19 protein-coding genes and 1 pseudogene are annotated in these 22,966 nt (G+C 62.8%); 9 read left to right on the top strand and 11 right to left on the bottom strand.

Annotation, left to right across the window (positions count from 1 at the left end):
* Positions 1-50 precede the first annotated feature (50 nt).
* Genes dhaL through dhaK form a run of 6 tightly spaced genes read left to right on the top strand, consistent with a single transcriptional unit; the run spans position 51 to position 4,408 of the window.
* Entirely contained in the window at positions 51-653 is a 603-nt protein-coding gene (gene dhaL, locus NKJ55_RS02115; RefSeq protein ID WP_352448467.1) for a dihydroxyacetone kinase subunit DhaL, read from the top strand.
* A complete protein-coding gene (gene dhaM / locus NKJ55_RS02110) occupies positions 650-1,039 on the top strand; it encodes a dihydroxyacetone kinase phosphoryl donor subunit DhaM (protein ID WP_352448466.1) in 390 nt (129 codons plus the stop codon). The genes dhaL and dhaM overlap by 4 nt, the downstream gene beginning before the upstream one ends.
* Before the next feature lie 22 nt (positions 1,040-1,061).
* On the top strand, positions 1,062-1,364 hold the full coding sequence (locus tag NKJ55_RS02105) for an HPr family phosphocarrier protein (RefSeq protein ID WP_023676329.1): 303 nt from the start codon (positions 1,062-1,064) through the stop codon (positions 1,362-1,364).
* Positions 1,348-2,964, top strand: coding sequence for a phosphoenolpyruvate--protein phosphotransferase (gene ptsP, locus NKJ55_RS02100; RefSeq protein ID WP_352448465.1), 1,617 nt, complete (start codon positions 1,348-1,350; stop codon positions 2,962-2,964). Before NKJ55_RS02105 ends, ptsP begins: the two co-directional genes overlap by 17 nt.
* Before the next feature lie 8 nt (positions 2,965-2,972).
* Positions 2,973-3,395: a hypothetical protein gene (locus NKJ55_RS02095; RefSeq protein ID WP_023676327.1), complete on the top strand. Its 423-nt coding sequence runs from the start codon at positions 2,973-2,975 to the stop codon at positions 3,393-3,395.
* 26 nt (positions 3,396-3,421) lie between these two features.
* Positions 3,422-4,408: a dihydroxyacetone kinase subunit DhaK gene (gene dhaK / locus NKJ55_RS02090; RefSeq protein ID WP_352448464.1), complete on the top strand. Its 987-nt coding sequence runs from the start codon at positions 3,422-3,424 to the stop codon at positions 4,406-4,408.
* A gap of 285 nt (positions 4,409-4,693) precedes the next feature.
* Here dhaK and NKJ55_RS02085 read toward each other — a convergent pair whose 3' ends face one another.
* On the bottom strand, positions 4,694-5,275 hold the full coding sequence (locus NKJ55_RS02085) for a DUF2259 domain-containing protein (RefSeq protein WP_352448463.1): 582 nt from the start codon (positions 5,273-5,275) through the stop codon (positions 4,694-4,696).
* Positions 5,276-5,656: 381 nt separating this feature from the next.
* Here NKJ55_RS02085 and NKJ55_RS02080 point away from each other — a divergent pair, with 381 nt between their 5' ends.
* Positions 5,657-7,564 carry a propionyl-CoA synthetase gene (locus tag NKJ55_RS02080; RefSeq protein ID WP_352448462.1) on the top strand — a complete coding sequence of 636 codons (1,908 nt, stop codon included), beginning with the start codon at positions 5,657-5,659 and terminating at the stop codon, positions 7,562-7,564.
* Positions 7,565-7,757: 193 nt separating this feature from the next.
* The gene (locus tag NKJ55_RS02075) at positions 7,758-8,459 is read left to right on the top strand and encodes a metallophosphoesterase family protein (RefSeq protein WP_352448461.1); all 702 of its coding nucleotides are present in this window, start codon (positions 7,758-7,760) and stop codon (positions 8,457-8,459) included.
* A 15-nt stretch (positions 8,460-8,474) separates the two neighbouring features.
* Here the strand turns inward: NKJ55_RS02075 and NKJ55_RS02070 are convergent, their stop codons facing one another.
* The 6 genes from NKJ55_RS02070 to NKJ55_RS02045 all read right to left on the bottom strand — a co-directional run bounded on the left by NKJ55_RS02070 (position 8,475) and on the right by NKJ55_RS02045 (position 16,083).
* Complete coding sequence (locus NKJ55_RS02070; RefSeq protein ID WP_352448460.1) at positions 8,475-10,895, bottom strand: polysaccharide biosynthesis tyrosine autokinase; 2,421 nt, start codon at positions 10,893-10,895, stop codon at positions 8,475-8,477.
* A 149-nt stretch (positions 10,896-11,044) separates the two neighbouring features.
* Positions 11,045-11,941, bottom strand: a complete 897-nt coding sequence (locus NKJ55_RS02065; protein ID WP_352448459.1) for a UTP--glucose-1-phosphate uridylyltransferase — start codon at positions 11,939-11,941, stop codon at positions 11,045-11,047.
* A 75-nt stretch (positions 11,942-12,016) separates the two neighbouring features.
* Positions 12,017-12,967 carry a glycosyltransferase family 2 protein gene (locus NKJ55_RS02060; protein ID WP_352448458.1) on the bottom strand — a complete coding sequence of 317 codons (951 nt, stop codon included), beginning with the start codon at positions 12,965-12,967 and terminating at the stop codon, positions 12,017-12,019.
* Positions 12,957-13,907 carry a glycosyltransferase family 2 protein gene (locus tag NKJ55_RS02055; RefSeq protein WP_352448457.1) on the bottom strand — a complete coding sequence of 317 codons (951 nt, stop codon included), beginning with the start codon at positions 13,905-13,907 and terminating at the stop codon, positions 12,957-12,959. Before NKJ55_RS02055 ends, NKJ55_RS02060 begins: the two co-directional genes overlap by 11 nt.
* On the bottom strand, positions 13,907-14,899 hold the full coding sequence (locus NKJ55_RS02050) for a glycosyltransferase family 2 protein (protein WP_352448456.1): 993 nt from the start codon (positions 14,897-14,899) through the stop codon (positions 13,907-13,909). The genes NKJ55_RS02055 and NKJ55_RS02050 overlap by 1 nt, the downstream gene beginning before the upstream one ends.
* An 11-nt stretch (positions 14,900-14,910) precedes the next feature.
* Complete coding sequence (locus NKJ55_RS02045; protein WP_352448455.1) at positions 14,911-16,083, bottom strand: glycosyltransferase family protein; 1,173 nt, start codon at positions 16,081-16,083, stop codon at positions 14,911-14,913.
* Positions 16,084-16,385: 302 nt separating this feature from the next.
* Here NKJ55_RS02045 and NKJ55_RS02040 point away from each other — a divergent pair.
* Positions 16,386-17,438 (top strand): annotated as a pseudogene (locus tag NKJ55_RS02040) (polysaccharide pyruvyl transferase family protein); the annotation flags it as partial.
* Between the two features lie 222 nt (positions 17,439-17,660).
* Here NKJ55_RS02040 and NKJ55_RS02035 read toward each other — a convergent pair.
* The 4 genes from NKJ55_RS02035 to NKJ55_RS02020 all read right to left on the bottom strand — a co-directional run bounded on the left by NKJ55_RS02035 (position 17,661) and on the right by NKJ55_RS02020 (position 22,920).
* Positions 17,661-19,124: a lipopolysaccharide biosynthesis protein gene (locus tag NKJ55_RS02035; protein WP_352448454.1), complete on the bottom strand. Its 1,464-nt coding sequence runs from the start codon at positions 19,122-19,124 to the stop codon at positions 17,661-17,663.
* Positions 19,121-20,407, bottom strand: a complete 1,287-nt coding sequence (locus NKJ55_RS02030) for a glycosyltransferase (RefSeq protein ID WP_352448453.1) — start codon at positions 20,405-20,407, stop codon at positions 19,121-19,123. Before NKJ55_RS02030 ends, NKJ55_RS02035 begins: the two co-directional genes overlap by 4 nt.
* Before the next feature lie 70 nt (positions 20,408-20,477).
* Entirely contained in the window at positions 20,478-21,557 is a 1,080-nt protein-coding gene (locus tag NKJ55_RS02025) for a glycosyltransferase (RefSeq protein WP_352448452.1), read from the bottom strand.
* Between the two features lie 31 nt (positions 21,558-21,588).
* Complete coding sequence (locus NKJ55_RS02020; RefSeq protein WP_352448451.1) at positions 21,589-22,920, bottom strand: UDP-glucose dehydrogenase family protein; 1,332 nt, start codon at positions 22,918-22,920, stop codon at positions 21,589-21,591.
* Positions 22,921-22,966: the final 46 nt, after the last annotated feature.

Genomic DNA, 22,966 nt, shown 5'->3' with positions numbered 1-22,966 from the left:
TGCAATTTTCTCGTACTGCCGGCAGCGCAGGGGCCAGGAGCATGGGTGATATGGCGGCAGCGGATATTTTCAGGCTGATCGAGGCGGCGGCAAACACGATCGCCGCACATGCCGAAGAGCTGACCAGTCTCGACCAGGCCATCGGCGACGGCGACCATGGGCTCAACATGAAACGCGGCTTCGAGGCAGTGCGGGCCGAGGCCGGCGCGGTTGCGGCAAAGCCGTTGCCCGAGGCGCTGAAGGCGATCGGCACCAAACTGGTGATGACCGTCGGCGGAGCCTCCGGTCCCTTGTTCGGCACGCTGTTCATGGCGCTCGGCAAGGAGATTTCCGCCGCGCCGGGTCGCGCCGACCTGGCGGCGGCCTTCGGCAAGGCGATCGAAGCGGTTGCCGCCAGAGGCAAGTCGCAGGCCGGGCAAAAAACCATGCTCGACGTGCTGCAGCCGGTGCATGAGGCCCTGCTGCAGGGAAAGACGGCAGCGGACATCGTCGAGATCGCCGACAACGCGGCCGACGCGACCGTGCCGATGAAGGCGCTGCGTGGACGCGCCTCATTCCTTGGCGACCGTTCGATCGGTCATATGGATGCCGGCGCACGCTCGACTGCGCTTCTGGTGCGGGCCGTAGCCGAGGCAATCGAGAGGCGCGCATGAGCAATGTCGGCATCGTCATCGTATCGCATTCGCCGCTGGTCGCCGAAGGCACCGCCGACATGGTGCGGCAGATGGTCGGCAACGAAGTGCCGCTTGCATGGTGCGGCGGAAACGGCCATGGCGGGCTGGGAACCAATGTCGAGGCGATCATGGGCGCCATCGACAAGGCCTGGTCGGAGGCGGGGGTCGCGATCCTCGTCGATCTCGGCGGTGCCGAGACCAATAGCGAGATGGCGGTCGAGATGATCGGCGAACCACGCGCCCAGAAGATCATCGTCTGCAATGCGCCGATCGTCGAAGGCGCGGTGATGGCGGCGACCGAGGCTTCCGGCGGCGCCTCGCTCAGGGAAGTGGTGGCGACGGCGCACGAATTGTCGCCGTCGTGAACGAACGGGAATTTTGACAAGCATGTCCGCAGCAGCCGAAGCCAGCGTCCTGATCACCCATGAGGTGGGACTGCATGCGCGTCCTTCGGTGAAGTTCACCAAGCTTGCCAAGACGTTTTCGGCCGACGTCGAGATTGCGCTCGCCGCCAACGGGCCATGGTTCGACGCCAAGAGCATCGTCAAGGTGATGGCGGCGAAAGCGCCGAAAGGCACTGTCCTGCATATCAGAGCCAAAGGGGACGGCGCCGGCGAGGCGGTCGGCGCACTGGTCGAGCTGGTGCGGCGCGATTTCGACGAAGGCAAGGACCATGCCCGAACCGCTTAGGCTGCAGGGCATTTCGGCATCGGCCGGCTATGCCGAGGGGCCGCTGTTCAATCTGGACCAGGCTGCTGTGCGTTATGTCCGCAAGGCGACTGCCGCGGACGAGAAGGCGGCGCTTGAGGCCGCCATCTCCATTGCCGCAGGCCGGCTCGCGACATTGATGGAAACCAGCGACAGCGAGGCGGCCGGTATCCTCGAATTCCAGCTCGCCATGCTGGAGGACGACGCGCTGACCGGCCCGGCCTTTGAGCGAATTGCCGAGGGCATGGCTGCTGATGTGGCTTGGCGAAAAGCGCTCGACGCCGAGATAGCCGGCTATGAAACATCCGAGCAGGACTATTTCCGGGCGCGCGCGGCCGACATGCGCGACATACGCGACCAGGTGCTACGCGCGCTTGCCGGGGGCGGCGACATTGCCGCGCCGGCAGGTGCGATCTTCTACGGCGAGGATATCGCACCGACGCGCTTCCTCGAAACCGACTGGAGTGCCGGCGGCGGCATAGCACTTGCGGCCGGAAGTGCCGCAAGTCATGTCGCAATGCTGGCACGCTCACGCGGCGTGCCAATGGTGGTGGGGTTGGGGCTCGTAGCGCGTGGGGTAGCCGGGCCCGGTGCTTCGCCGGCTCACCTTGCCGGAATCGCACTGCTCGATGCCGAACATGGCGGCATCGTGTTGGCGCCTTCGAAAGTGGAGATCGACGCATTCCGGCGATCGTCGTCGTCTTTCGCGGCGCATCGCGACAAAGCGGCAGCCTATTTGACAAGGCCGGCAGCAACGAAGACCGGCATAGCGGTCCACGTGCAGGTGAATATTGCCGATCCGTCCGATGTCGACCGCATCGATGCTGCGGCGTGCGACGGTGTCGGGCTGATGCGGACCGAATTCCTGTTCGGCAAGACGCTGCCGGACGAGGAGACGCAATATCGCGCCTACCGTAGAGTGCTGGAATGGGCAGGCGACAGGCCGGTGACGATCCGTACTGTCGATGCGGGCGGCGATAAACCTGTGCCGGGCCTGACCGTCGAGGAAGGTAATCCATTCCTTGGCCTGCGCGGGATCAGGCTGTCGCTGATGCGTCCGGAGGTCTTTGGTGTGCAGATCCGCGCCTTGCTACGTGCCGCCATGCACGGCAATCTGAAGGTGATGTTCCCGATGATCGCCGTTCCGGAAGAGTATGAACACGCCACCGCGCTGTTCGCTGAGGAGCAGGCTGACCTTTTGGCGCGCGGCATCGCGCACAAAATGCCGCCGCTTGGCATCATGGTCGAGGTGCCGTCGGTGGCCATCGCACCGGAGGCATTCGCCAAGGCCGCTTTCTTCTCGATCGGTTCGAATGATTTGACCCAATACGTGATGGCCGCCGCGCGCGACAATGCGTCGGTCGCACATTTGAATTCCGTCAGGCATCCGGCCGTGCTCCGGCTGATCGCCTCGGTTGCCGCCTTCGGCCGCGAGCATAATATCCCGGTCAGCCTGTGTGGCGATGCCGGCGGCGACCCCGCCTCGATCCCGGCGCTGCTCGAAACCGGCCTGCGTGACCTCTCCGTCGCTCCCGCCCAACTCGCGATGGCCAAGGCGGCCATCGCGGACGTTTCGATCTAGGCCCCGGTATGGCAGACAAGGCGTCGCAATCCGGCCCCGAAGAGGCGATCCGCGCCTACAAGACGATCCTGTCGCAGGTGATCGACCAGCGCCCGTCCGGCATGCGCCAGCGCCTCGCCGATGCGCTGGGCAAGCATCGCAGCTTCGTCACGCAGATTTCCAGCCCGGCCTATTCGACGCCGATCCCGTCGAAGCATTTGCCGGCTATCTTCTCCGTCTGCCATTTCAGCCCGGCCGAACGCGATCATTTCCTTGAGGCCTACCATCGGGCGCATCCGGGAAAGATGTCGCTGGCCGCAGGCTTGCGCAAGACACGCCATGTCTCGCTGATCGTTCCCGATTTCGGCGACGACAAGCAGAACGCGGCGCTCGACCGGGCGGTCAACGATTTCATCCAGAAGATCACCAGCATTGCCGGCAAGGGCAGCTGACGCTGGGCTATTTCGGGAGGACGGCCATGAAGAAATTTTTGAATTCGGTCGATACGGTGCTGACCGAGAGCCTCGACGGCTTCGTTGCCGCGCATGCCGATATCCTGGCGCTTGGCGCGGAACACAGATTTGTCCGCCGCAAGCTGCTCACACCGGGCAAGGTGGCGCTGATCTCCGGCGGCGGCTCGGGTCACGAGCCGCTACATGGCGGGTTCGTCGGGCACGGCATGCTGGATGCGGCCTGCCCCGGCCAGGTATTCACCTCGCCAACGCCTGACCAGATGATGGCGGCGGCCGAAGTCGTCAATACGGGCGCCGGCTGCCTGTTCATCGTCAAGAACTACGAGGGCGACGTGATGAATTTCGACATGGCCGCTGAAATGTCGGAAGGCGTGATGCAAATCGTGACCAATGACGACGTTGCGGTCGAAAACTCGTCCTACACCACCGGCCGGCGCGGCGTCGCCGGCACGCTGGTGGTCGAGAAAATCGTCGGCGCGGCGGCCGAACAAGGCATGGCACTGGAGCCGTTGAAGGCGCTCGGCGAGCGCGTCAACGGCGCGACGCGCTCGATGGGCGTGGCGCTGACCAGTTGCACCGTGCCGGCGGCGGGCAAGCCGACCTTCGATATCGGCGACGGCGAGATGGAGTTCGGGGTCGGCATCCACGGCGAGCCTGGGAGGCGGCGCGACACATTGAAAAGCGCCGATGCTATCGCCGAGGAGATCTGTACCGCAATCCTGGGTGACCTGGGCGACGGTGCCAGAGGCCAGGCGCTACTCTTCGTCAACGGCTTTGGCGGCACACCGTTGATGGAACTTTATCTGATGTACAACAGCGCCCGCAAAATCTTCGAGAAGCACGGCGTGACGGTGATCCGGTCGCTGGTCGGGTCCTATGTGACCTCGCTCGATATGGCCGGCTGTTCGATCACGCTGAGCATGCTCGACGACGAGGCGGCTGTTTGGTGGGATGCACCGGTACATACGGCCGCGCTGCGCTGGGGCATGTAGCGGCGGAGAATGCCCCAGAAATAGTCGGTGACAAGACCGGTATCGGCAACGCCGCGCATCGCCAGACAGGTTGCCCTCCTCACCCTGCGTAAGATAAAGAATCTGCGGGTTTGGGGAGTTCGAGCATGCGTTACAATTGGGATCGGGCGCCGACGGGTTTCGAGCGCCATGGAAAGGTGCTGGCAGCCGCCTTGCTGATCGTCGGCGGGGTCGGACTTATGCTCGCTGCCCTCCCGCTTTAGGGACAACAAACTCGGGTAGCGGACTACGTCTCAGCGCGTTGCCTCAGTGCGCCTGGCCAGTCACGGCGATGAAACGGCGGTCGCGCCCTTCAAATCCCTGGCTGAAGCGCTGCACGAGCACCGCAAGCACGCCCGGTTTTCCATCCGGGGTGAATGCGTAAGATTCCGACAGGCTGTAGGAAGTCGGGCAATTCCTCGAACCGGGCACCGCCTTGTCCTCATGCAGCAGCTTGATCGGCTTGCCGTCCTGACCCTGCAGCGTCAGGCGAAAGCCGAGCGCCTTGCCGGTCGTTTCGCCTTGCAGCGTCGCGTCGAAACTCGCTGAACAATCCGCCGTGCTGTCGGCACGGATCTGCTCGAGCTGGATGGTGCCAAGTTCGTCATAGGCCGGCGAAAGCCATTTTTGCGAAACCTGCTCGAGGCGCGCAATGTCATTGTAGGCGACCATGTCGTCGGGAAAGGTGAACCTGTCCAAGGCAGTCCGCTCGCCGCGCGGCGCGATGGCATATTTGGCCAGCAAGGGCGCCGCCAGTTCGGCGGCCTGTGCCCTCGCCTGCGCAAGCGTCAATGTCGAATCCTCCGTCTCGTCGGCGATGACGATCGGCTTGCCGCCCGACGAACTCATCGGTCCGCGTGTCGATGATGTCGATCTCCGACCAGCCCGAATCCGAAGCACCGGCATCGAGCGTGCCGTACTGTTCGAAGGCGAAGTAGTTGCCGTCTGGCGAAAAGCCGATGATGCGCCTTGCCGCCGCGTCGCCTGCCTGAGCAGCTGAAGCGAGCACCACCGCCAGCGTCGCAACCGCGGCAAACCCAAGCTCATATCGCAATTTCATCGCGCCCTGCCCCTAATGCCGAAAATTCGAACGATACCGGCCCCCAGACCACCATGACCCGCACTTGCGGCCAAGTTAGAACGACAGCAAACGAAACGCACAAATACATGGTTACACAAACCAGCATACGCTATTTCAAGGACAGCAAACATTCCTGGGGAGAAAGCTGGATGGCGTCACGCTACCATGAGGTCTACGACGGCTGGAAACGCGACCGGGAAAAATTCTGGGCTGATGCTGCCGGCGCAATCAACTGGTTCTCGCCCTTCGAGACCGTGTTCGACGCCAATGCCGGCGTCTATGGCCGGTGGTTCAATGGCGCCTCGTGCAATACCTGCTTCAATGCCGTCGATCGCCATGTGGCGGGCGGCCGCGCCGACCAAATCGCGCTTATTCATGACAGCGCGATTTCGGGCACAATCAGGAAATTCACCTATGCCGAGTTGAAGCGCGAGGTGGTCGCACTGACCTCGGTGCTCAAGAATCGCGGCATTCAAAAGGGTGATCGCGTCATCATCTACATGCCGATGGTGCCGGAAGCAGCCTTCGCCATGCTCGCCTGCGCGCGGATCGGCGCCGTGCATTCGGTGGTCTTCGGCGGCTTTGCCTCGCATGAGCTCGCCACCCGCATTGACGACGCCAAGCCGAAGCTGATCATCTCCGCTTCCTGCGGCCTGGAGCCAGGGCGCGTCGTTGCCTATAAGCCGCTGCTCGACAAGGCGATCGAGATGTCGCGGCACAAGCCGGAAAGCTGCCTTATCCTGCAGCGCGACCAACTGCGCTGCGAACTCAGGGAAAACCACGATATCGACTATGCCGACGCCGTGGCGCGCGAGCGGGCCGCGGGTGCCAATGTCGACTGTGTTCCGGTGCTTGCCACCGATCCGCTCTACATCATCTACACGTCGGGCACGACCGGCCAGCCGAAGGGAATCGTGCGTGACAATGGCGGCCATATGGTCGCGCTGAAATGGTCGATGGAAAACGAGTTCGGCGTCAAACCGGGCGAAGTGTTCTGGGCGGCTTCCGATGTCGGCTGGGTGGTCGGCCATTCCTATATCGTCTACGGCCCGCTGCTGCATGGCTGCACAACGATCCTGTTCGAGGGCAAGCCGGTCGGCACGCCCGATGCCGGCACCTATTGGCGTGTGATCGCCGAGCATGGCGTCGTCGCGCTGTTCACCGCGCCAACCGCCTTTCGCGCCATCAAAGGACAGGACCCGAAGGGCGAATTCGTCCCGAAATACGACCTGTCCAAATTCCGGACGCTGTTCCTCGCCGGCGAGCGCGCCGATCCGGAAACCATCAAATGGGCGGAGCAGAAATTGACCGTGCCGGTGATCGACCATTGGTGGCAGACCGAGACCGGCTCGCCGATGACCATCAACCCCGCCGGACTGGGCCTGCTGCCGGTCAAATACGGCTCGCCCGGCGTGCCGATGCCCGGTTATGACATCCGCGTGCTCGACGATGCCGGGCATGAGGTCAAGCGTGGTACGCTTGGCAATGTCGTGGTGAGATTGCCGTTGCCCCCCGGCTGCCTGCCGACGCTGTGGAATGCCGACGAGCGGTTTCGCCAAGCCTATCTCGACGAGTTCCCCGGCTTCTACAAAACCGCGGATGCCGGCATGATGGACGAGGATGGCTATCTCTATGTCATGGCTCGCACCGACGACATCATCAATGTCGCCGGCCACCGGCTATCGACCGGCGCCATGGAGGAGGTTCTGGCCGCGCATCCCGACGTCGCCGAATGCGCCGTCGTCGGTATTGCCGATGCTATGAAAGGCCAGGTTCCACTCGGCTTCGTCGTGCTGAATGCCGGCGTCGACCGCGACGCCGGCATCATCGAAAATGAGGTTGTCACCCTGGTGCGCGAACGGATCGGCCCGGTCGCTGCCTTCAAGACGGTGGTGACGATCAAGCGCCTGCCGAAGACGCGCTCCGGCAAGATCCTGCGCGGCACCATGCAGAAGATCGCCGACAAGGAGGAATGGGCCATGCCGGCAACGATCGACGACCCGGCCATCCTCGACGAGATCACCGCCGCGCTGAACCGGCGCGGCATCGGCCTGTAAGGGGCGCCGAAGCCGAGTTGCGTCCGAAGCTCCGGTATGGAACGACCGGCGCCGGACGTGGTATCCACGCGCGGTGTCGTCATGTTGTTTCGGAATCGAGACGCACCCACAGCCATGCGAGATGCCATACGTGACCCTGTTCCAGCGATCGAGAAAGCCCCAGGCCGCGGCACGCCAGCGGTTGGAGATCGATATGCGGGGCGCAGTCGTCTATGCGATCGGCGACGTGCATGGCTGCTACAAGGAACTCCGCGCCCTGGAGCAGAAGATCCTGCTCGATTCGGCGCCCTTCGAAGGGCGCAAGCTCATCATCATGCTTGGCGACTACGTCGATCGTGGCCCCCAGTCGGCGCGCGTGCTCGATCATCTGCTGGCGCCGCCACTCCAAGGCTTCCAGCGCATCTGCCTTGCCGGTAACCACGAAGTCGTGATGCTGAACTATCTCGACGGGATCATTTCGAGAGAGTCGTGGCTGGCAATAGGCGGCCTGCAAACGCTGTTTTCCTACGGCGTCGACCCGTCGCGCATGGCCGATCTCTATGGGTCAAGCGAGGAGGTCGACAAGCGCATTCGGGAAGTCATTCCAGCCGACCACATTAGCTTCATGCGCGCGCTGCCGGTCATGGTCTGTTCGGCGAAATTCGTGTTCGTCCATGCCGGCATCAGGCCCGGCATCGAGCTGGCCGCGCAGGACGAGGACGACCTGCTGAATATCCGTTCGGACTTCTTCGACGCTGCGCATCTTCTCGACCGCTATGTCGTGCACGGACATACGCCGGTCGACACTCCGAAGCTCGAGGGACGCCGGCTTGGCATAGACACCGGCGCCTTCCAAACCGGCCAGCTGACCGCCCTCAGGATCGTCGACAACCGCGCCAGGTTGATATTTTCCTGAGCGCGATGTCGTCGCTCAGGCGGCTGCCCTGGTGCGCGCTTCCGATTTTTCCAGATAGTAGCTCGAATATTTGTCGAAGAATTTTTCCGAGCCGCCGATCGCGCCATATTTGGCCAGCTTCTTCAGTTCGACCTTGTTCAGCACCGCGCCAATGATCTTCTTGGCGATGTAGGGCTCCGAGCTGAGCATGGATTGCACCATCGCACGCGGCGTGCGTCCCCACTCGGTGACCAGCACGAAGCCGTCGACAAGCGGAGCGAAGGCCTTGGCGTCGACGACAGGCCCGAGCGGCGGCAAATCGACGATGATGTATTCGAAGGTTTCCTTGGCGTTATCGATGAAACGCCGCATGCCGGCTGAAGACAGAAGCTCGCTGGTATGCGAAAACTGGCCACGCAGGACGGCCGGGATGATAGCCAGCTTGGTCTGCCGGTCGATCTTGCCGACCGACTGCCATGTCTGCCCGCTCACCACAGCTTCCATCAGGCCCTGCTCGGCCTCCATACCGAGGCTGCGGCTGAGGCCGGGATTGCGCAGGTCGCCATCGATCAGCAGCGTTTTCGATCCGTTGACGGCAAGCAGCCCGGCAAGATTGGCCGCCACCGTCGACTTGCCCTCGCCGGGAAGCACCGAGACCACGCCGATGACCCGGCTGCCCTGGCCCTCCATCACGACGTCGAAGGCGATCTTGGCGTTGCGCAGCGTCTCGGAGAACATCGATGCCGGGGCATCGACGGTTACCCGCATCCGCGCACGTTTTTCGGCTGCCGACAATGTTTTGGAGGGCTGGGATTTGGAGGACTTGGCGGACTTGGATTCAACGACTTTGACGTCAGGCTGACCGCCATTGCGCTGGTCATCCTTGCCAGCCTTGCCGATGACCGGCAGGTAGCCGAGGAATTTGAGGCCCACACGGTCGCGGACATCCTCGCCGGTCCTGAAGAAGCGTTCCCTGAATTCATTCAGGCCACCAACCCCTGCCCCCAGCATCATGCCAAGCGCCAGCGAAAGCCCCAGCACGATGGCTGTGCGCGGGGTTGCGGCCGACTGCGGCATCGTCGCGTCCGAGATGACCCGGATCTTGCCGACCGGGAAGGATTGCTGCTGGGCGGCCTCCTCATAGCGGTTCAGGAACGTCTGGTAGAGCGTCGACAGCGCCGTCGCCTTTTGGTCCAGCTCACGCAGCTTGACCTGCGACTGATTGTCGATGGAGCTCTTGCCAGCCGCCAAGGCGACATTTGCGCGGAGCGCGGTTTCGCGCGCCAGAGCGACCTCGTATTCGTTGCGGTAGCTTTCGGTCAGTTGCTTCAGCTCGCCGAAAATCTGCGCCGATATGTCGGCCTTCTCCTTGGCGAGCGCGACGGCCTGCGGATGTTGCGGGCCGAAATTGGCTTCGACATCCTGCTGCCGCTTGGATACGGTGAGATAGCGGTTCTTCAGCGTCGTGATGACCGAGCTGCTCGGTTGGTCGTTCGATATCGCAGCGTCCTTGAACGCATTGTCCGACCCGCTTTCGACGATCGACTTGTACTGCTGATAGCGGGCGCCGGCACGTGCGGTATCGGCCTGCGCGACGATCAGCTGGGTGTTGAGATCGGACAATTGCTTGTCGCTGATCAGCTGGCCGTCATTGACGGCCAATCCGTGTTCGGCCCTGAACTTTTCGACCGCCAGTGCAGCCGCCTGGGAGCTCTCACGAAGCTCGGTCAGCCGGCCTTGCAGCCAGACCGCCGCCCGCTCGGTCGCGTCGAAGCTGGCATCAAGTTGATCGGCTAGATAGGCATCGGCATAGGCCTTGGTGATGGCGGTCGCAAGCGCCGGATCGGTCGCCTGAAAGGAGATGCTGATCACAAAGCTCCGGCCGATCCGCTCGGCATCGAGTTGGGTCTGCAGTTTGAAGATTGCGTAGTCACGGGGCGATGAGGATGCGGTGATCGCGTCACGCGTCGCAGCATCAAGCTGAGTGACATCGGTTGTGCTAGCGGCGCGCTTGGGGCGGACAGACTGGACGATACCGCGCACAAAGCCAGCAACCTTCGACAGGGCCGATGTCGGAGGGTTCATGAAAGCGTCGTTCTGATCGAGCTTCAGCTTGTCGACGACCACCCCAGCCAGCCTGGCCGACTGTAGTATTTCGATCTGGCTCAGAACGGCGGAGTCGGTCTGCATGCTGACCGACGCCGCCGAAATGTCGTCGACGACCTTGTTCAATCCTTCGTCGATCAGCACGCTGCTCGTCGCCACATAGGTAGGAGGCGTCGTCTGCAAATAGAGCACGCCGAGAAAGAGACCGATGACGGCGCAGGCGGCAACCACTTTCGCCTGCCGCGCGGCCATGCCAAGCAGGCGCTCGATGTCGATGAAGTCTTCGGCGTTTGCCGCATTAGAAGCCGGCAATGGCGTCCTCTTGTCGACAGGAAAATTGGCATAGTTCATCTTCGGTCCAATTCTAGTTTGCAGGCGCTACCGCCTCGAAGGTCGGGACATAGGGTGCAAACCTTGCGCCGGACAGTGCGCGTTACGCGCGGCGCAACGGCCTGTCCTGCGTCATCAGCCGCACCCACAATGCCTCGAAAAAATGGACATTATGCGGCTTCTTCCCGACGCTGATGCGACCGGACGAATTCCTGCAGCATCTCGAAGATCGGGCCCTTCATGTCCTCCCGCGCCAGCGCGAAAGCGACATTGGCCTGAATGAAGCCCTCCTTCGAACCGCAGTCGAACATGCGGCCGTCGAAAGGCTGGGCGAAGAAGGCCTGGGTCTGTGCGAGACGCACCATTGCGTCGGTCAGTTGTATCTCGTTGCCGGCGCCGCGCTGCTGGCTGGCCAGCAACGAGAATATCTCGGGCTGCAGGATGTAGCGGCCGTTGATGTAGAAGTTCGACGGCGCGTTGGCAGGAGCCGGCTTTTCGACCATGGCCGTCACCTCGAAGCCCGTACTGACATCCGCGCCGCGCCCGACAATGCCGTATTTGCTGGTCTCGGTCGGGTCGCAACGCTCGACGGCAATAACGTTTGCGCCAGTCTGCGCATAAAGATCGGCGACTTCGGCGAGACAGCCGCGCCCGCCAAAGGATACCATGTCCGGCAACAGCAACGCGAAGGGCTCGTCACCGATGACTTCGCGCGCGCACCAGACGGCATGGCCGAGGCCTTGCGGCGACTGCTGACGGATGAAGCTCGTCGCGCCGGCGACGGGAAGCAGGCTTTCAAGCGATTCGAGTTGCGCCTTCTTGCCGCTCTGCTCCAGGGTTCCGATCAGTTCAGGATGCAGGTCGAAATAGTCCTCGATCACCGCCTTGTTGCGGCCGGTGACGAAGACGATGTGCTCGATGCCGGCCTCGAACGCCTCGTCAACCGCATATTGCACGACAGGCCTGTCGACCACCGGCAGCATTTCCTTCGGCATGGACTTGGTCGCCGGCAGGAACCGCGTTCCGAGCCCCGCCACCGGTATGACTGCCTTCCTGACTTTTTTCATTGCATGTTCCTTCTGAGGAGATCGATTTCAACCCTGTCGCAGGCGGCGAAACTGTCTTCATTCACCTGCAGCCCTTCACCTCCCCGCCACCACGGCAAACTGTGCCGCTACCCTTCGCAGCCGGACGGCGATCGGCATGCTCATATGCCGAACCGCCGCCGGATCGCTGAGCGCCGTCCATATCGCCTTGAGCGGGGACCGCGCCTTGATGTGCTGGACCAGCGACAGGAATGATGCCGCCCGGCGCAGGCTGCGAGCGCGCCGGGCGAACGCCGCCTCGGCCGCAGCATCCATGGAATGGGTCGCCGCGAAGGTGGCATCGGCCCTGCGCATCGCCTCGACGTGATGAAGTTCGAGCACCCGGGAGATGGAGCCGGTGCGAATGTGGTAGATATAGCCCGTCGTCGGCTCGACCACGCAATTGCCGCCTTTAGCCAGAGCACTGGCCAGGAGGATATAGTCTTCGCCAATGATCAGGCTTTCATCGTAACGAAGCCCGTTCGCGTTCAGGAACCGGCGCTGGAAGATCGGCTTGAGGTAGCCGAGATTGAACCTCGATTCGAAGAGGACATTGCCGCCGATGAAATCCGCCAGCGAGATTTCACCGAGGCCTTCCAGATAGTCGGCCGGGAACATCGTCTCTTCGGCAACGCCATCCTCGCGAACGACCTGCAGATTATCGACCGCGATCTCGGCGCCCGCTTTCTCCGCGCGTTCGATCATGGTGCAGAGTCGCCCGGGATAGACCGCGTCGTCGGAATCGAGGACCGCGACCCACCTGCCGCGTGCAAGCTCAAGGCCGGCATTCCTGGCGCCGCCGGGGCCACGGTTTTGCTCAAGCGCGACAACGCGTACGATGTCTTCGGGGTACGATCTCGCCAGGTCGAGCGTCCGGTCGCGCGACTTGTCGTCGACGACGATGACCTCGACGCTGATATTGCGCTGGGCGACGGCGCTGGCAATCGCCCGATCGATGGTCGCCTCGGCATTGTAGGCGGCAATCACGAAGCTCACGTCAGGCTGCACGCTTGCCCCCTTGCTGCGGCGAAGACAGGCCGTATTGGCGGATTTCACGAACCCCGACGAGGCCGCTGACGACGCCGACATGCATAATGCCGCGAAGCAGGCTGCGGTTCCGGCGTACGGGGTCGATGGCGACCGGAATTGCCGACAGGAAACTGTAGGCGGCCTTTGCCGCGGCAATGCCGACCTGCTTGAGCCGGGCAAGGCCGTGTGCGTTGCGCCCCAGAAGATGACCGTGCGTCTGCCCGACGCGGAACCGGCGGCGGCCGAGCCAGTCGAATGCCGCCCTGGCAGGTGGCACCGCTTCGTCGACCCAAGCCTCCGGCGAAAAGGCGATGCGGCCGCCGGCCTTGACCATCTGGTCGAAGAATTCCGTATCTTCGCCGCCGGTCTGGCCACGTGCCAGGCTGAAGCGCCGGCCGCGCAGGCTCTCAGCGCCAATCCTGAGCAGGACGTTGCAGGTGTAGCCGGTGCGGAGTTCGCCGCTCACCCAGACCGGCAAGGTCGAGTGGAAATCGCCTTTGCGCATCCAGGCGGGCGCATCCGGCAGGTAACGGGCTTGCACCGGCCCAAGCACCGTCGCAGCACCTGTTGCTTCCGCCGTCGCCACCAGTTCGGCAAGCCAGCCAGCGGTGGCCGTCTCGTCGTCGTCGATAAAGGCGACGAAATCCGCCGCACTGGTATCGAGGCAAGCGTTGCGCGCGATCGAGATGTTGCGGGCCGGGGCGTGCCGGTAGGTCACCGGCAGCTTCAACTCCCCCGCCAGCTTGGCGACCAGCGTTTCGGCCGTCGGCGTATCGTCGTTGTCGGCGATGACGATACCGACGTCGAACCCTGCAGGCATGTCCATGGCCGCTATGGAGCGAAGCGTGTCGGCAAGCTCCGGCCGGCGGAATGTGCAGACGCAGATATCGATGCTTCGATTTTTCCTGACCGGGTCCATCACGCTACCCCGCGCTGCGGTCGCGGTGCGAGCAGTTGCAGCCAGAAACCGACCGACCAGCCGAAATGCATGACCATTGCCGAGACCCCGGCAAGCGCAATGTCGGCTTTGCGCTGGCTGACGGCGGTCCAAAAGCCGTAGCCGAGGCAGACCGACGCCCATAGCAAAAGCGGCACGGCCGCCAGCCAGTGGACGAAGGAAAAGGCGGCGAGAAGAACCACGGGGAACACCAGAAGCGGCACCATCTGCCGGATCTTCGGGATCATGCGGTGCTTGAGAACGTTCTTCGCCCGGCCGCGGCCATAGCCGAGGTATTGAAAATAGAGGCCCTTCAGCGAGGAGCGCGGGTAGTAGACCATTTGCGTCTTGCCGGTCATCCAGATGCGGTAGCCGGCCTGGCGGAGCCGATAGTCGAGTTCGGCATCCTCATTGTGGCTGAAGGTTTCGTCATAGCCGCCGATCGCGGTGAAGGCCGATATCCGTATCAGTGCGTGGTGGCCATGATCGACCCATTCCCCCGCCGAAAGATGCCGGTGCTTGGAGCCGCCGGTGCCGAGCCTGGAGTTCTGCGCCGCTGCCGCTGCTTTCTGAACCACGCCGCTGCCACTGGTCAGCATCGAGACGACGACCGAATCCGCACCGGTGGCCTGCGCTTCTTCGACCAGCCGGTCGCAATAATCCGCAGGATAGCCGCCATGCGCGTCGATGCGAATGAGATAGTCGACGCCTTCCCCGAACCTGGCGACGGCGAGATTGATTGCCGCGCTCTGCAAGCGCTTTTCATTGTGCAGCAGGATCACCCGCCGATCTTTTGCGGCGATGTCCGCGACGATCGTCCTGGTGCCGTCCGTGCTGCCGCCATCGGCAACGATGATCACGGCGCCCAGCCTCTCGGCCGCAGGGCGGAGCTCTCGAAGCAACGCGCCGATATGGGCCGCTTCGTTCAGGCACGGAACCACGATCATGCAGGATGGAATGTCGGTTTGCGTCATCGGCAGTCCTTCTATGCCAATGCTTCGGCAGCATATCGACCGGGAGCCGCAGTCAGCCCGCGGAGCTTTTCAACGAGCGCCCGGCAATCGGCGCGGTCGTAGCTCCAGGTGCGCGGATTGCGGGCGAGAACACGCGCCCTCAATGTCCCGAACCGATGCTGCTCCATCGTGCCGACGGCGGCTTCGAGCGCCTCGGGCGTGGCTTCTGGCAAAAGAACCCCTATGCCTTGCCGGTCGAGGAACCGGCCGGTTTCGGTGGCTCCCATCGAAATCGGCACGGCTCCGAAGCGGCAGCCCTCATAGAGCCGATTGGGCAGCAGCCATTCGGAGTTCAGGCCCCGCTCAAAAAAGTCGATGGCCCAGGAAAAGTGGACCTCGCGGTAGATCGCCGCCATATCCTCGGGATTGCGGTAGGGCCCGCCAAACGAGAGCCAGGGTTCCGATTCGACGAAACCGTGGAAATCGGGAAATTCGGACAGCGCCGGGCGCCCCCTGAGGACGATTTCAAAGCGGCCGTCGAGGCGGCGCGAAAATTCGGCCAGAAGCTCCAGGGAGCGACGGCAGCGAAGCGCCCCGAACCAGCCGATCCGCCAAGGCGGCGCTACGGTGTTCTCCGGCGCCGCGCGGTCATCCAGCGAGGCCGCGGCTGGCTCGAAATACTTGTTTTCGAGCAGTTCGACCGGGGCGGCAATCTGTCCGAACGGCTTGAAATAGTTGGCGATGAAGGCCGGAGAGCTGGTCACCAGAAGCTTCACATCCCTGGCCAGGAAGCGTTCTGCGCCGCGCATCGCCCAGCCCAGGGGATCGTCGCGAAGCAGCAGGCGATGGATATCCAGGCACTCGTAGACGATCGGCACCGTTGCCTGGAAAGCCGACCTGGCGCGGCGGGCAAGCGCCAGCATTTCCAGATTGCGCGCGATAATGAGGTCGGGCCGTGGCATTGAGCCCAGCTTCGAGCCGGTCGAGACGACTGCCTTCATGATCGCGGCCAGACGTTGGGCGAATCGGCCATCACGAGTCGGGCCGAGATCGATCGGCTGCAAGCCCTCGACATCAGCAACTGCGCTTGCCGTACGACGAAAGCCCGCCAGCGTAACCTGGGCGCCGCCTGCCTTGAGCATTATGATCCGCCGGCGCACTGCCGGGTCGGAGACGTCGTGTACCAAGTACAAGACATGCAGCATGAAAACTCGACCGCTGTTGGCCCGCCCGCGACAATGCTAGTACAGCTCTTGCTGCATCGCAACATTTTTGGTTGCAACGTAGCAAAGATCCCCGTTTTTTGTTGCACTGCAAAATCGATGGGTTAATCTCGCTCTGCTTGGGCCACATGGACCGCGCGTTGGCCTGCCACCGGGCTGCGCGCCAATAATCACGACGCGAGGACCATCCTTGGCGTGCAGCATTTTCGGCCAACCCGCCTGCAATCCGCCCCTTCGCACCCGTTGATGGAAGCACGGGACTACTCACGAAATGAGGTCATTCCATGAAGATCGCGGTTGAAAACACCGTCTGCCTGAACACCGGGGATGCAGCGATTCTCCTGGCGATCCGCCATGTTTTCAAGACGATCGTGCAAGACGATATCCAGTTCTACGTCTTCGACAGCCAGCCGGAGGTGGCGGCGAGGCTCTACACGAAGAAAGAGTATCCTGATCTCGAATTCCACAAGCTGCTGTCGGAATCGCTGTTCCGCTACAAATACGGCAGCGGGCTGAAGAACCTGTTCAAGCCGATCTACAATCGGCTCGTCCTCAATGCCCTGCGGCGGTTCGGCATCCGCGGCGTTCTCGGGCGTTTGTTCAGCTCAAGCAATCGCCGTGGTCTCGAGATCTACAAAGACGCCGACCTCGTGGTCACGACAGGCGGAACCTATCTTGTCGAGACTTACAATCTGGAACGGCGACTCAATCAATTCCGGATCGACGCGATTCTGGGCAAGGACCCCGTCTTCTTCACGCAATCGCTCGGCCCGTTCAACAAAAGTTACAATCGCCAGGAGTTGAGCCCAATCTTCGATCGGAGCCCGCTCATCCTGCTGCGCGACGAACGTTCGCGAGGCCACATTGTGGACATGGTGAAAGACCCCGGCAAATGCCACGTCGTGGCCGACGCCGTCTTTGCCCTGGCCGACACCGACAGGATCGGAAAAATTCTGGCCTCCGGCCAGTCGGCGACCGTCACCGGCCGCGTCGCCATTTCCGTCCGCCACTGGAACTATGTCAGCGACGGCGAGGGCGGCATGCGCCGCTACATCGACTCGATCCGCGCGATCGCGACCATCCTGGTCAGGGACCACGCCAAGGAGGTCACCTTCGTCTCCACCTGCCAGGGCGTGCCGGAATACGCCCATGACGATTCCAAGACGGCGCGGGCTATCGTTGCCGAACTCGATTCGGAGATCGCCAAGCATGTCAGCGTGGACGCTTCGTTCCACACGCCGGAGCAACTGATGGCACTGGTGAAAGGCTTCGACTTCGTTGTCGCAACGCGCATGCACATGATGATCATGTCGCTCTGCGTCGGCACGCCGGTGCTGCCGATCGCCTATGAATTCAAGACCAAGGAACTTGCCAAGCGGATCGGCGTCGCCGACCTGCTGCTCGACATCGACACGGTGACGCCCGAGGAAGCGAGCGAGAAGCTCGGCAGACTTACCGCCAATCTCGATCTCTATCGCAGGACGAGCCTTCAGGCAGTGCTTGAGGAGCATGCGTCGGCGATGTCGGCAGGTGAGCTTTTGAGGCCGGTGATTGCCGGCCTAGCGGGCGTTGCGCATGGCGCTGGAAAGCGTGGTGAACAGGGCGGTGCGCGACTGGCGAAGGGCAAGCATGAGGACCAGGCCGATCGAATAATTGAGGGCAACCGCCAGGACCACCGCGAGCAGGTCTGACTGGCCGGTCAGCGATGCCGGCAACTCGCGGTACACGGACCAGGCAAGCAGCGACGACGCGATGAAAAGTCCCTGCATGACCAGGAAGTCGGCTGCGGTCACCGGGCCGACCCGGTGGACAAGAACGGCAAGTACCGGGACGCGCAGCATATAACCGCTGATCGCGTAGGCCGCCGCGACACCGACGGCGCCCCAATGCAGGCCGATGATGAAGGCGGCGACCGTCGTCAGCGACGAGTAGATGCCCCAGTGGAACATGGTCTTGGTCTTGCCCTGGCAGATGAAGATCCAGCCGGTGGTGCTCGAGACGGACTGGATTAGGCTGGCGATGCCCAGCCAGGCGAAGATCGGCGCCACCGCCGTCCAGCGCTCGCCGAAGAGAAGCCCGACGACCTGGTCCGACGTCAGCGTCAGCGCCGCGATGCCGGGCATAGTGATGGCCGCCAGCATCCAATTGGTTCGCACATAGATGTCGCGAAACCGCGCCTTGTCCTCATGGATGCGGCTCAGCAGCGGCACCATCACGCGTGTCAGCGGCTGGTTGATGTTCTGCAGCGGAAACAGCAGGAGCTTGTAGGCGCGGTCATAATAGCCGAGCTCGATCGCGCCCGAATATTTTCCGATCAGGATGTTGTCGAGATTGCGCGAGAAGAAGTTGGCCAGATTGAAGCCGGTCAGATTGGCGCCGAAAGACAATATGTCGGTATCGACCTTCAGGTCCGGCCGCGACGGCGTCCAGCGCGCCACCTGCCATGCCGCGGCCAGCGCGACAACGGCCGATACCGCAGGGCCGATGACCAGCGACCAGTAGCCCAGCCCCGCATAGGCGGCGATTGCGGTAGTCGCAAGTCCGGCAGCAGCGGTTATCACGTCGTTCAGCGCGAGCTGGCCAAAGCGCAAGTGACGGTTCATCAGCGCCAGCGGCACCGCGGCGAGGCTGCCAAGCAGCAGCGGCAAGGCAGAGCCGATGGTGATCCCGACCATGCGTTGATCGCCATAGAAGGCAGCGATGGCGGGCGCCAGGCATGCAACCACCACGGCACTGCCCAGCCCCACCAGCGCACTGATCCAGAATACCTGGTTGAGCTGCTCGGTACTGATGTCCTTGCGCTGGACCACGGCCTGCTGCAGGCCAAGGTTTTGAAGCAGCCCGACAAAGGCCACGATCGGCCCGACGGAAGCCACCAGGCCGAAATCCTCGGGCACGAGCAGACGCGCAAGCACGATGACGGAGAGAAACTGGATCGCCATCTTGAAGCCTTGCGCGCCGATCGTCACCACGCCGCCGCGCAGGGCGACGCGACCGAACTGGGGGGGCGGGTTGGCGTTCATGCCGGCTGCCTAGCTTCGGCCAGTTGAGCAACGATCTGCGCAAAACGTTCGTTGAGTACGTCCGCGTTGAAATCCTGCTCGATCTTGCGGCGCGCCGCACGTGCGATGCGCTCGCATTTGTCCGGGTTCTCGGCCACCCAGACAAGCTTGCGGGCCAACGCCGCAACGTCTCGCTCCGGTGCGAGGAAGCCTGTCTCCTGATCCTCGATCAGTTCGGGAATGCCCGAGTGATAGGTGCTGACGACGATCAGCCCGGCGGCCATAGCCTCCATAAGCGCCACCGGAATACCCTCGAGATCGCCGTCTCGCGCGGCAACGCTAGGCAGCAGGAATACGTGGGCATTGCGCAGGCGCTGCTTGACCTCGGCGTGCGGACGCGGCCCGAGGAAAGTCACCCGGTCGGCAACGCCGAGATTTGCGGCGAGCTTCTTCAACTCTTCCAGCAATTCGCCGCCGCCAATCACCGAATAGACCCAGTCGCGCCGCGGCAGGCTGGCGAGCGCGCGAAGGGCGAATTCGATGCCCTTCTTTTCGGTCAGCCGGCAGACCGAGATGAAGGACAGCGTGTCCCGGTCCCAGGAACGCCAATGGTAGCCGATCTCACCGGGCCGCACGCCCATATGGTGAACCATGACTTGCGCCGGGGGTGCTCCGACGCCGATCAGGGCATCGCGGAAAAACGCGTTCACCGGGAGCTGGAGAACGCCCTTGTCGAAGACAACCTTGTAGCGCGTGAGCGTGTTGTCATGCAGCGGTTCGCCGACATCGCGGCCGTGGAATATGGTCACCAGCGGAGCGGAAATCCGGCCTCGTTTCATGGCGCGGGCGACGCGCATGCCGTTATTGCCGAAATGCGCGACGATCACATCGGCGTTCTGCAATTTGCGCGCAAAAGCGATGTCGACAGCGGTCGAGAGCTTATCCCAGAACCTGCCCGACCATCTCCTGAGCGTCGGGCGAAAGCGCCCCAGCCCGCCCCACCAGCAGACGACCTTGCCAGGGAGAGCCTGCCAGCGGCGATCGTCGATGTTGCTGTCCTTGCCGAAGGACGTCTCGTTGCAGACGACGCCGACTTGCATGCCGCGCTCGAGGCACCCTTCTATCTGGTCGAGGACGAAGGTCTCCGACAAAGAGGGGAACTTATCAACTACGAAGCAAATCTTCATCGAATGGACGATCTTTCGAGGCCGGTCGGCGATCTGCTCGCGCGGATGAGGGATGACGCCCGTCGCCACCGTGCGAGGCGCCTCAAGCGTCTGGTGTTGTGCGTGTCTTTGTCCCAAGGCAGCTCCCACCCCGGTCAGGCGCGAGAGCCGGCTTTTGGGCAACGTGCATGGTTTTGGACGAAATGCATCAGGCGGCACGCTCCAGCGCGCCTTGCCTGGCGTTGTCGAGAACGCGGAGGAAGGTCGCGAACTGGCTGTCGGGGTTCATTTGCGGCCGCTCCGAAAACAGCTGCGCCGCCGCCGACAGCCGATCGTACTCGGCCTTGTCGCTCCATAGTCGCCTGACCGCGGCGACCCAGTCGTCGAGCGGTGCGTCATAGTCGAGCACCACGCCGCCGGCGCCAATCGCTTCCGGCAGGCCGCCGCGACGGGACCCGACGACTGGAATGCCGCTGCAATGGGCCTCGGATGCCACCCGCCCCCAGGCCTCTTCCCATTTGCTGGGCGCCAGCAGAATCTTGGTGCGGCCATAGACGGTCTTCATGTCGCTAGTACGGCTTTCCAGCCTGACGTTGCGCAGCGGGGCGATGATCTGTTCGATCTGCGCCCGATGGTCGTCGTCGAGCTTCCAGCTTTCGACGAACAGGAACGGGATTTCGGGGCATTGGCCGGCGATGCGCACGGCGAGTTCGAACCCTTTTTCATTGTAGGGATTGATCAGCGTGACGAATTCACCGGTGGTCGGCGTGCTGTAGAGCCCGGGATTGATGGTCGGCGGGATCACGGTCGAATCGATGCCGAACCTTTCCTTATAGGTGCGCGCAGTGAATTCGGAGTTGGCGATATAAAGCGCCGAATGCAATTCGCGCAGGTCGCCGGCCAGTTCGTGGAATTCGACGTTCCGCAGATAGACCACCAGCGGCACGCCGAGTGCCTGCAGCGCCTTTCCGATCGGCACCGATTTGTGGCACTGCACGACGGCGACATCGGGATCGAGCCGTTCGACCGCGAAGCGCGCCGCCTCCCAGGGAAACCATGCCCGCACGACCGGATAGCCGGGATAGCTGTCGATGACCGCTCGCTGACGAAGCAGCTTCATCTTGGCGCGCGCCTTGAAGCCGAACATGCCGTCACCGAACAGCGCCGCCAGAACCGAGGCGTCATGACCGTGCTCGCGCAGCTGCTCGACCAGATGGTGCGTGCTCGACTGAACGCCACCGCTGAACTGCGGCGTGTAGCCGTTGCCGCCCGCAAACAGAACTTTCATTGACCTGGCTCCTTGCTGGACCGCCCTAGCGTCACGCCGCCATTCTACCGATGCTGTGGTATTCGATGCCGTGGCGGGCGATGACCTTGGGGTCGTAGAGATTGCGTCCGTCGAAGATAACGGGCGTGGTCAGCGCGTTCTTCAGCGCATCGAAGGACGGCGCGCTGAAGCTCTTCCACTCTGTCACGATCAAGAGCGCGTCGGCGCCTCGCAGCGCGGCCTCCTTGGTGCCGCACAGTTGCAGGTCGTCGCGCAGCCCGTAGATCGCCTGGCATTCCTGCATCGCCTCCGGATCGTAGGCCTGCACATTGGCACCGGCGGCCCAGAGCGCTTCCATCAGCGTGCGGGCCGGGGCCTCGCGCATGTCGTCGGTATTGGGTTTGAAGGCCAAGCCCCACAGCGCAAATGTCTTGCCTTTGAGATTGCCCTTGAAATAGCGGTCCACCTTCTCGAACAGGACCGACTTCTGCTGGTTGTTGCGCTCCTCGACGGCACGCAGCAGCTTGGCGTCGAACTTGACGGCCTCGGCGGTCTTGATCAGGGCACGCACATCCTTCGGGAAGCACGAGCCGCCATAGCCGAGGCCCGGATAGATGAAGTGGTAGCCGATCCGCGGGTCGCTGCCGATGCCCTTGCGGACCTCCTCGATGTCGGCGCCCAGTTGCTCGGCCAGGTTGGCCATTTCATTCATGAAGCTGATCTTGGTCGCCAGCATGCAATTGGCCGCGTATTTGGTGAACTCGGCACTGCGCACATCCATCACGATCATCTTTTCGTGGTTGCGGTTGAACGGCGCGTAGAGCTCGCGCATCACCGCCTCGGTGTCCTCGTTGCTGGTGCCGACGATGATCCGGTCGGGCTTCATGCAGTCGCTCACAGCAGACCCTTCCTTGAGGAATTCCGGATTGGAGGCGACGTCGAAAGCGAGATCCTCGCGCCCGCGCGCCTTCAGCGTTGCGGCGATCCTGGCCTTTATCCTTTCGCAGGTGCCGACGGGCACGGTCGACTTGCCGACGACGATCTTGGGCTCGTCCATCTCACGACCGATGGCCTCGGCGACGGCCAGCACATATTTGAGGTCGGCCGAACCATCCTCGCCCGGCGGCGTGCCGACGGCGATCATCTGGATCTGGCCATGCTTGATCGCCGCGGCGGCGTCGGTGGTGAACTTGATGCGGCCGGCGGCATGGTTCTCCTTGACCATGTTTTCGAGCCCCGGTTCGAAGATCGGGACATGACCCTGGTTGAGCCGCTCGACCTTTTTTGCATCGATGTCGACACAGACCACCTGATGGCCGACTTCGGCAAGCACCGCCGCCTGTACAAGACCGACATAGCCGATTCCAAAGACAGTCAAATTCATTCGGTTTCATTCCTGTTCAAGGTTTCGGGCCTTTTCGAGCTTCGGT

Origin of the sequence: Mesorhizobium sp. M0106 (genome assembly GCF_040322715.1) — a bacterium.
Lineage (GTDB): Bacteria > Pseudomonadota > Alphaproteobacteria > Rhizobiales > Rhizobiaceae > Mesorhizobium.
The sequence above is the reverse complement of the archived record's forward strand: the minus strand, read 5'-3'. Positions and strand labels throughout refer to the sequence as shown.

Bases quoted from the DNA above. Each gene is read 5' to 3' on its own strand.
- dhaL (WP_352448467.1), top strand. From the start codon at position 51: ATGGCGGCAGCGGATATTTTCAGGCTGATCGAGGCGGCGGCAAACACG.
- dhaM (WP_352448466.1), top strand. From the start codon at position 650: ATGAGCAATGTCGGCATCGTCATCGTATCGCATTCGCCGCTGGTCGCC.
- NKJ55_RS02105 (WP_023676329.1), top strand. From the start codon at position 1,062: ATGTCCGCAGCAGCCGAAGCCAGCGTCCTGATCACCCATGAGGTGGGA.
- ptsP (WP_352448465.1), top strand. From the start codon at position 1,348: ATGCCCGAACCGCTTAGGCTGCAGGGCATTTCGGCATCGGCCGGCTAT.
- NKJ55_RS02095 (WP_023676327.1), top strand. From the start codon at position 2,973: ATGGCAGACAAGGCGTCGCAATCCGGCCCCGAAGAGGCGATCCGCGCC.
- dhaK (WP_352448464.1), top strand. From the start codon at position 3,422: ATGAAGAAATTTTTGAATTCGGTCGATACGGTGCTGACCGAGAGCCTC.
- NKJ55_RS02085 (WP_352448463.1), bottom strand. From the start codon at position 5,275: ATGAGTTCGTCGGGCGGCAAGCCGATCGTCATCGCCGACGAGACGGAG.
- NKJ55_RS02080 (WP_352448462.1), top strand. From the start codon at position 5,657: ATGGCGTCACGCTACCATGAGGTCTACGACGGCTGGAAACGCGACCGG.
- NKJ55_RS02075 (WP_352448461.1), top strand. From the start codon at position 7,758: ATGCGGGGCGCAGTCGTCTATGCGATCGGCGACGTGCATGGCTGCTAC.
- NKJ55_RS02070 (WP_352448460.1), bottom strand. From the start codon at position 10,895: ATGAACTATGCCAATTTTCCTGTCGACAAGAGGACGCCATTGCCGGCT.
- NKJ55_RS02065 (WP_352448459.1), bottom strand. From the start codon at position 11,941: ATGAAAAAAGTCAGGAAGGCAGTCATACCGGTGGCGGGGCTCGGAACG.
- NKJ55_RS02055 (WP_352448457.1), bottom strand. From the start codon at position 13,907: ATGGACCCGGTCAGGAAAAATCGAAGCATCGATATCTGCGTCTGCACA.
- NKJ55_RS02050 (WP_352448456.1), bottom strand. From the start codon at position 14,899: ATGACGCAAACCGACATTCCATCCTGCATGATCGTGGTTCCGTGCCTG.
- NKJ55_RS02045 (WP_352448455.1), bottom strand. From the start codon at position 16,083: ATGCTGCATGTCTTGTACTTGGTACACGACGTCTCCGACCCGGCAGTG.
- NKJ55_RS02035 (WP_352448454.1), bottom strand. From the start codon at position 19,124: ATGAACGCCAACCCGCCCCCCCAGTTCGGTCGCGTCGCCCTGCGCGGC.
- NKJ55_RS02025 (WP_352448452.1), bottom strand. From the start codon at position 21,557: ATGAAAGTTCTGTTTGCGGGCGGCAACGGCTACACGCCGCAGTTCAGC.
- NKJ55_RS02020 (WP_352448451.1), bottom strand. From the start codon at position 22,920: ATGAATTTGACTGTCTTTGGAATCGGCTATGTCGGTCTTGTACAGGCG.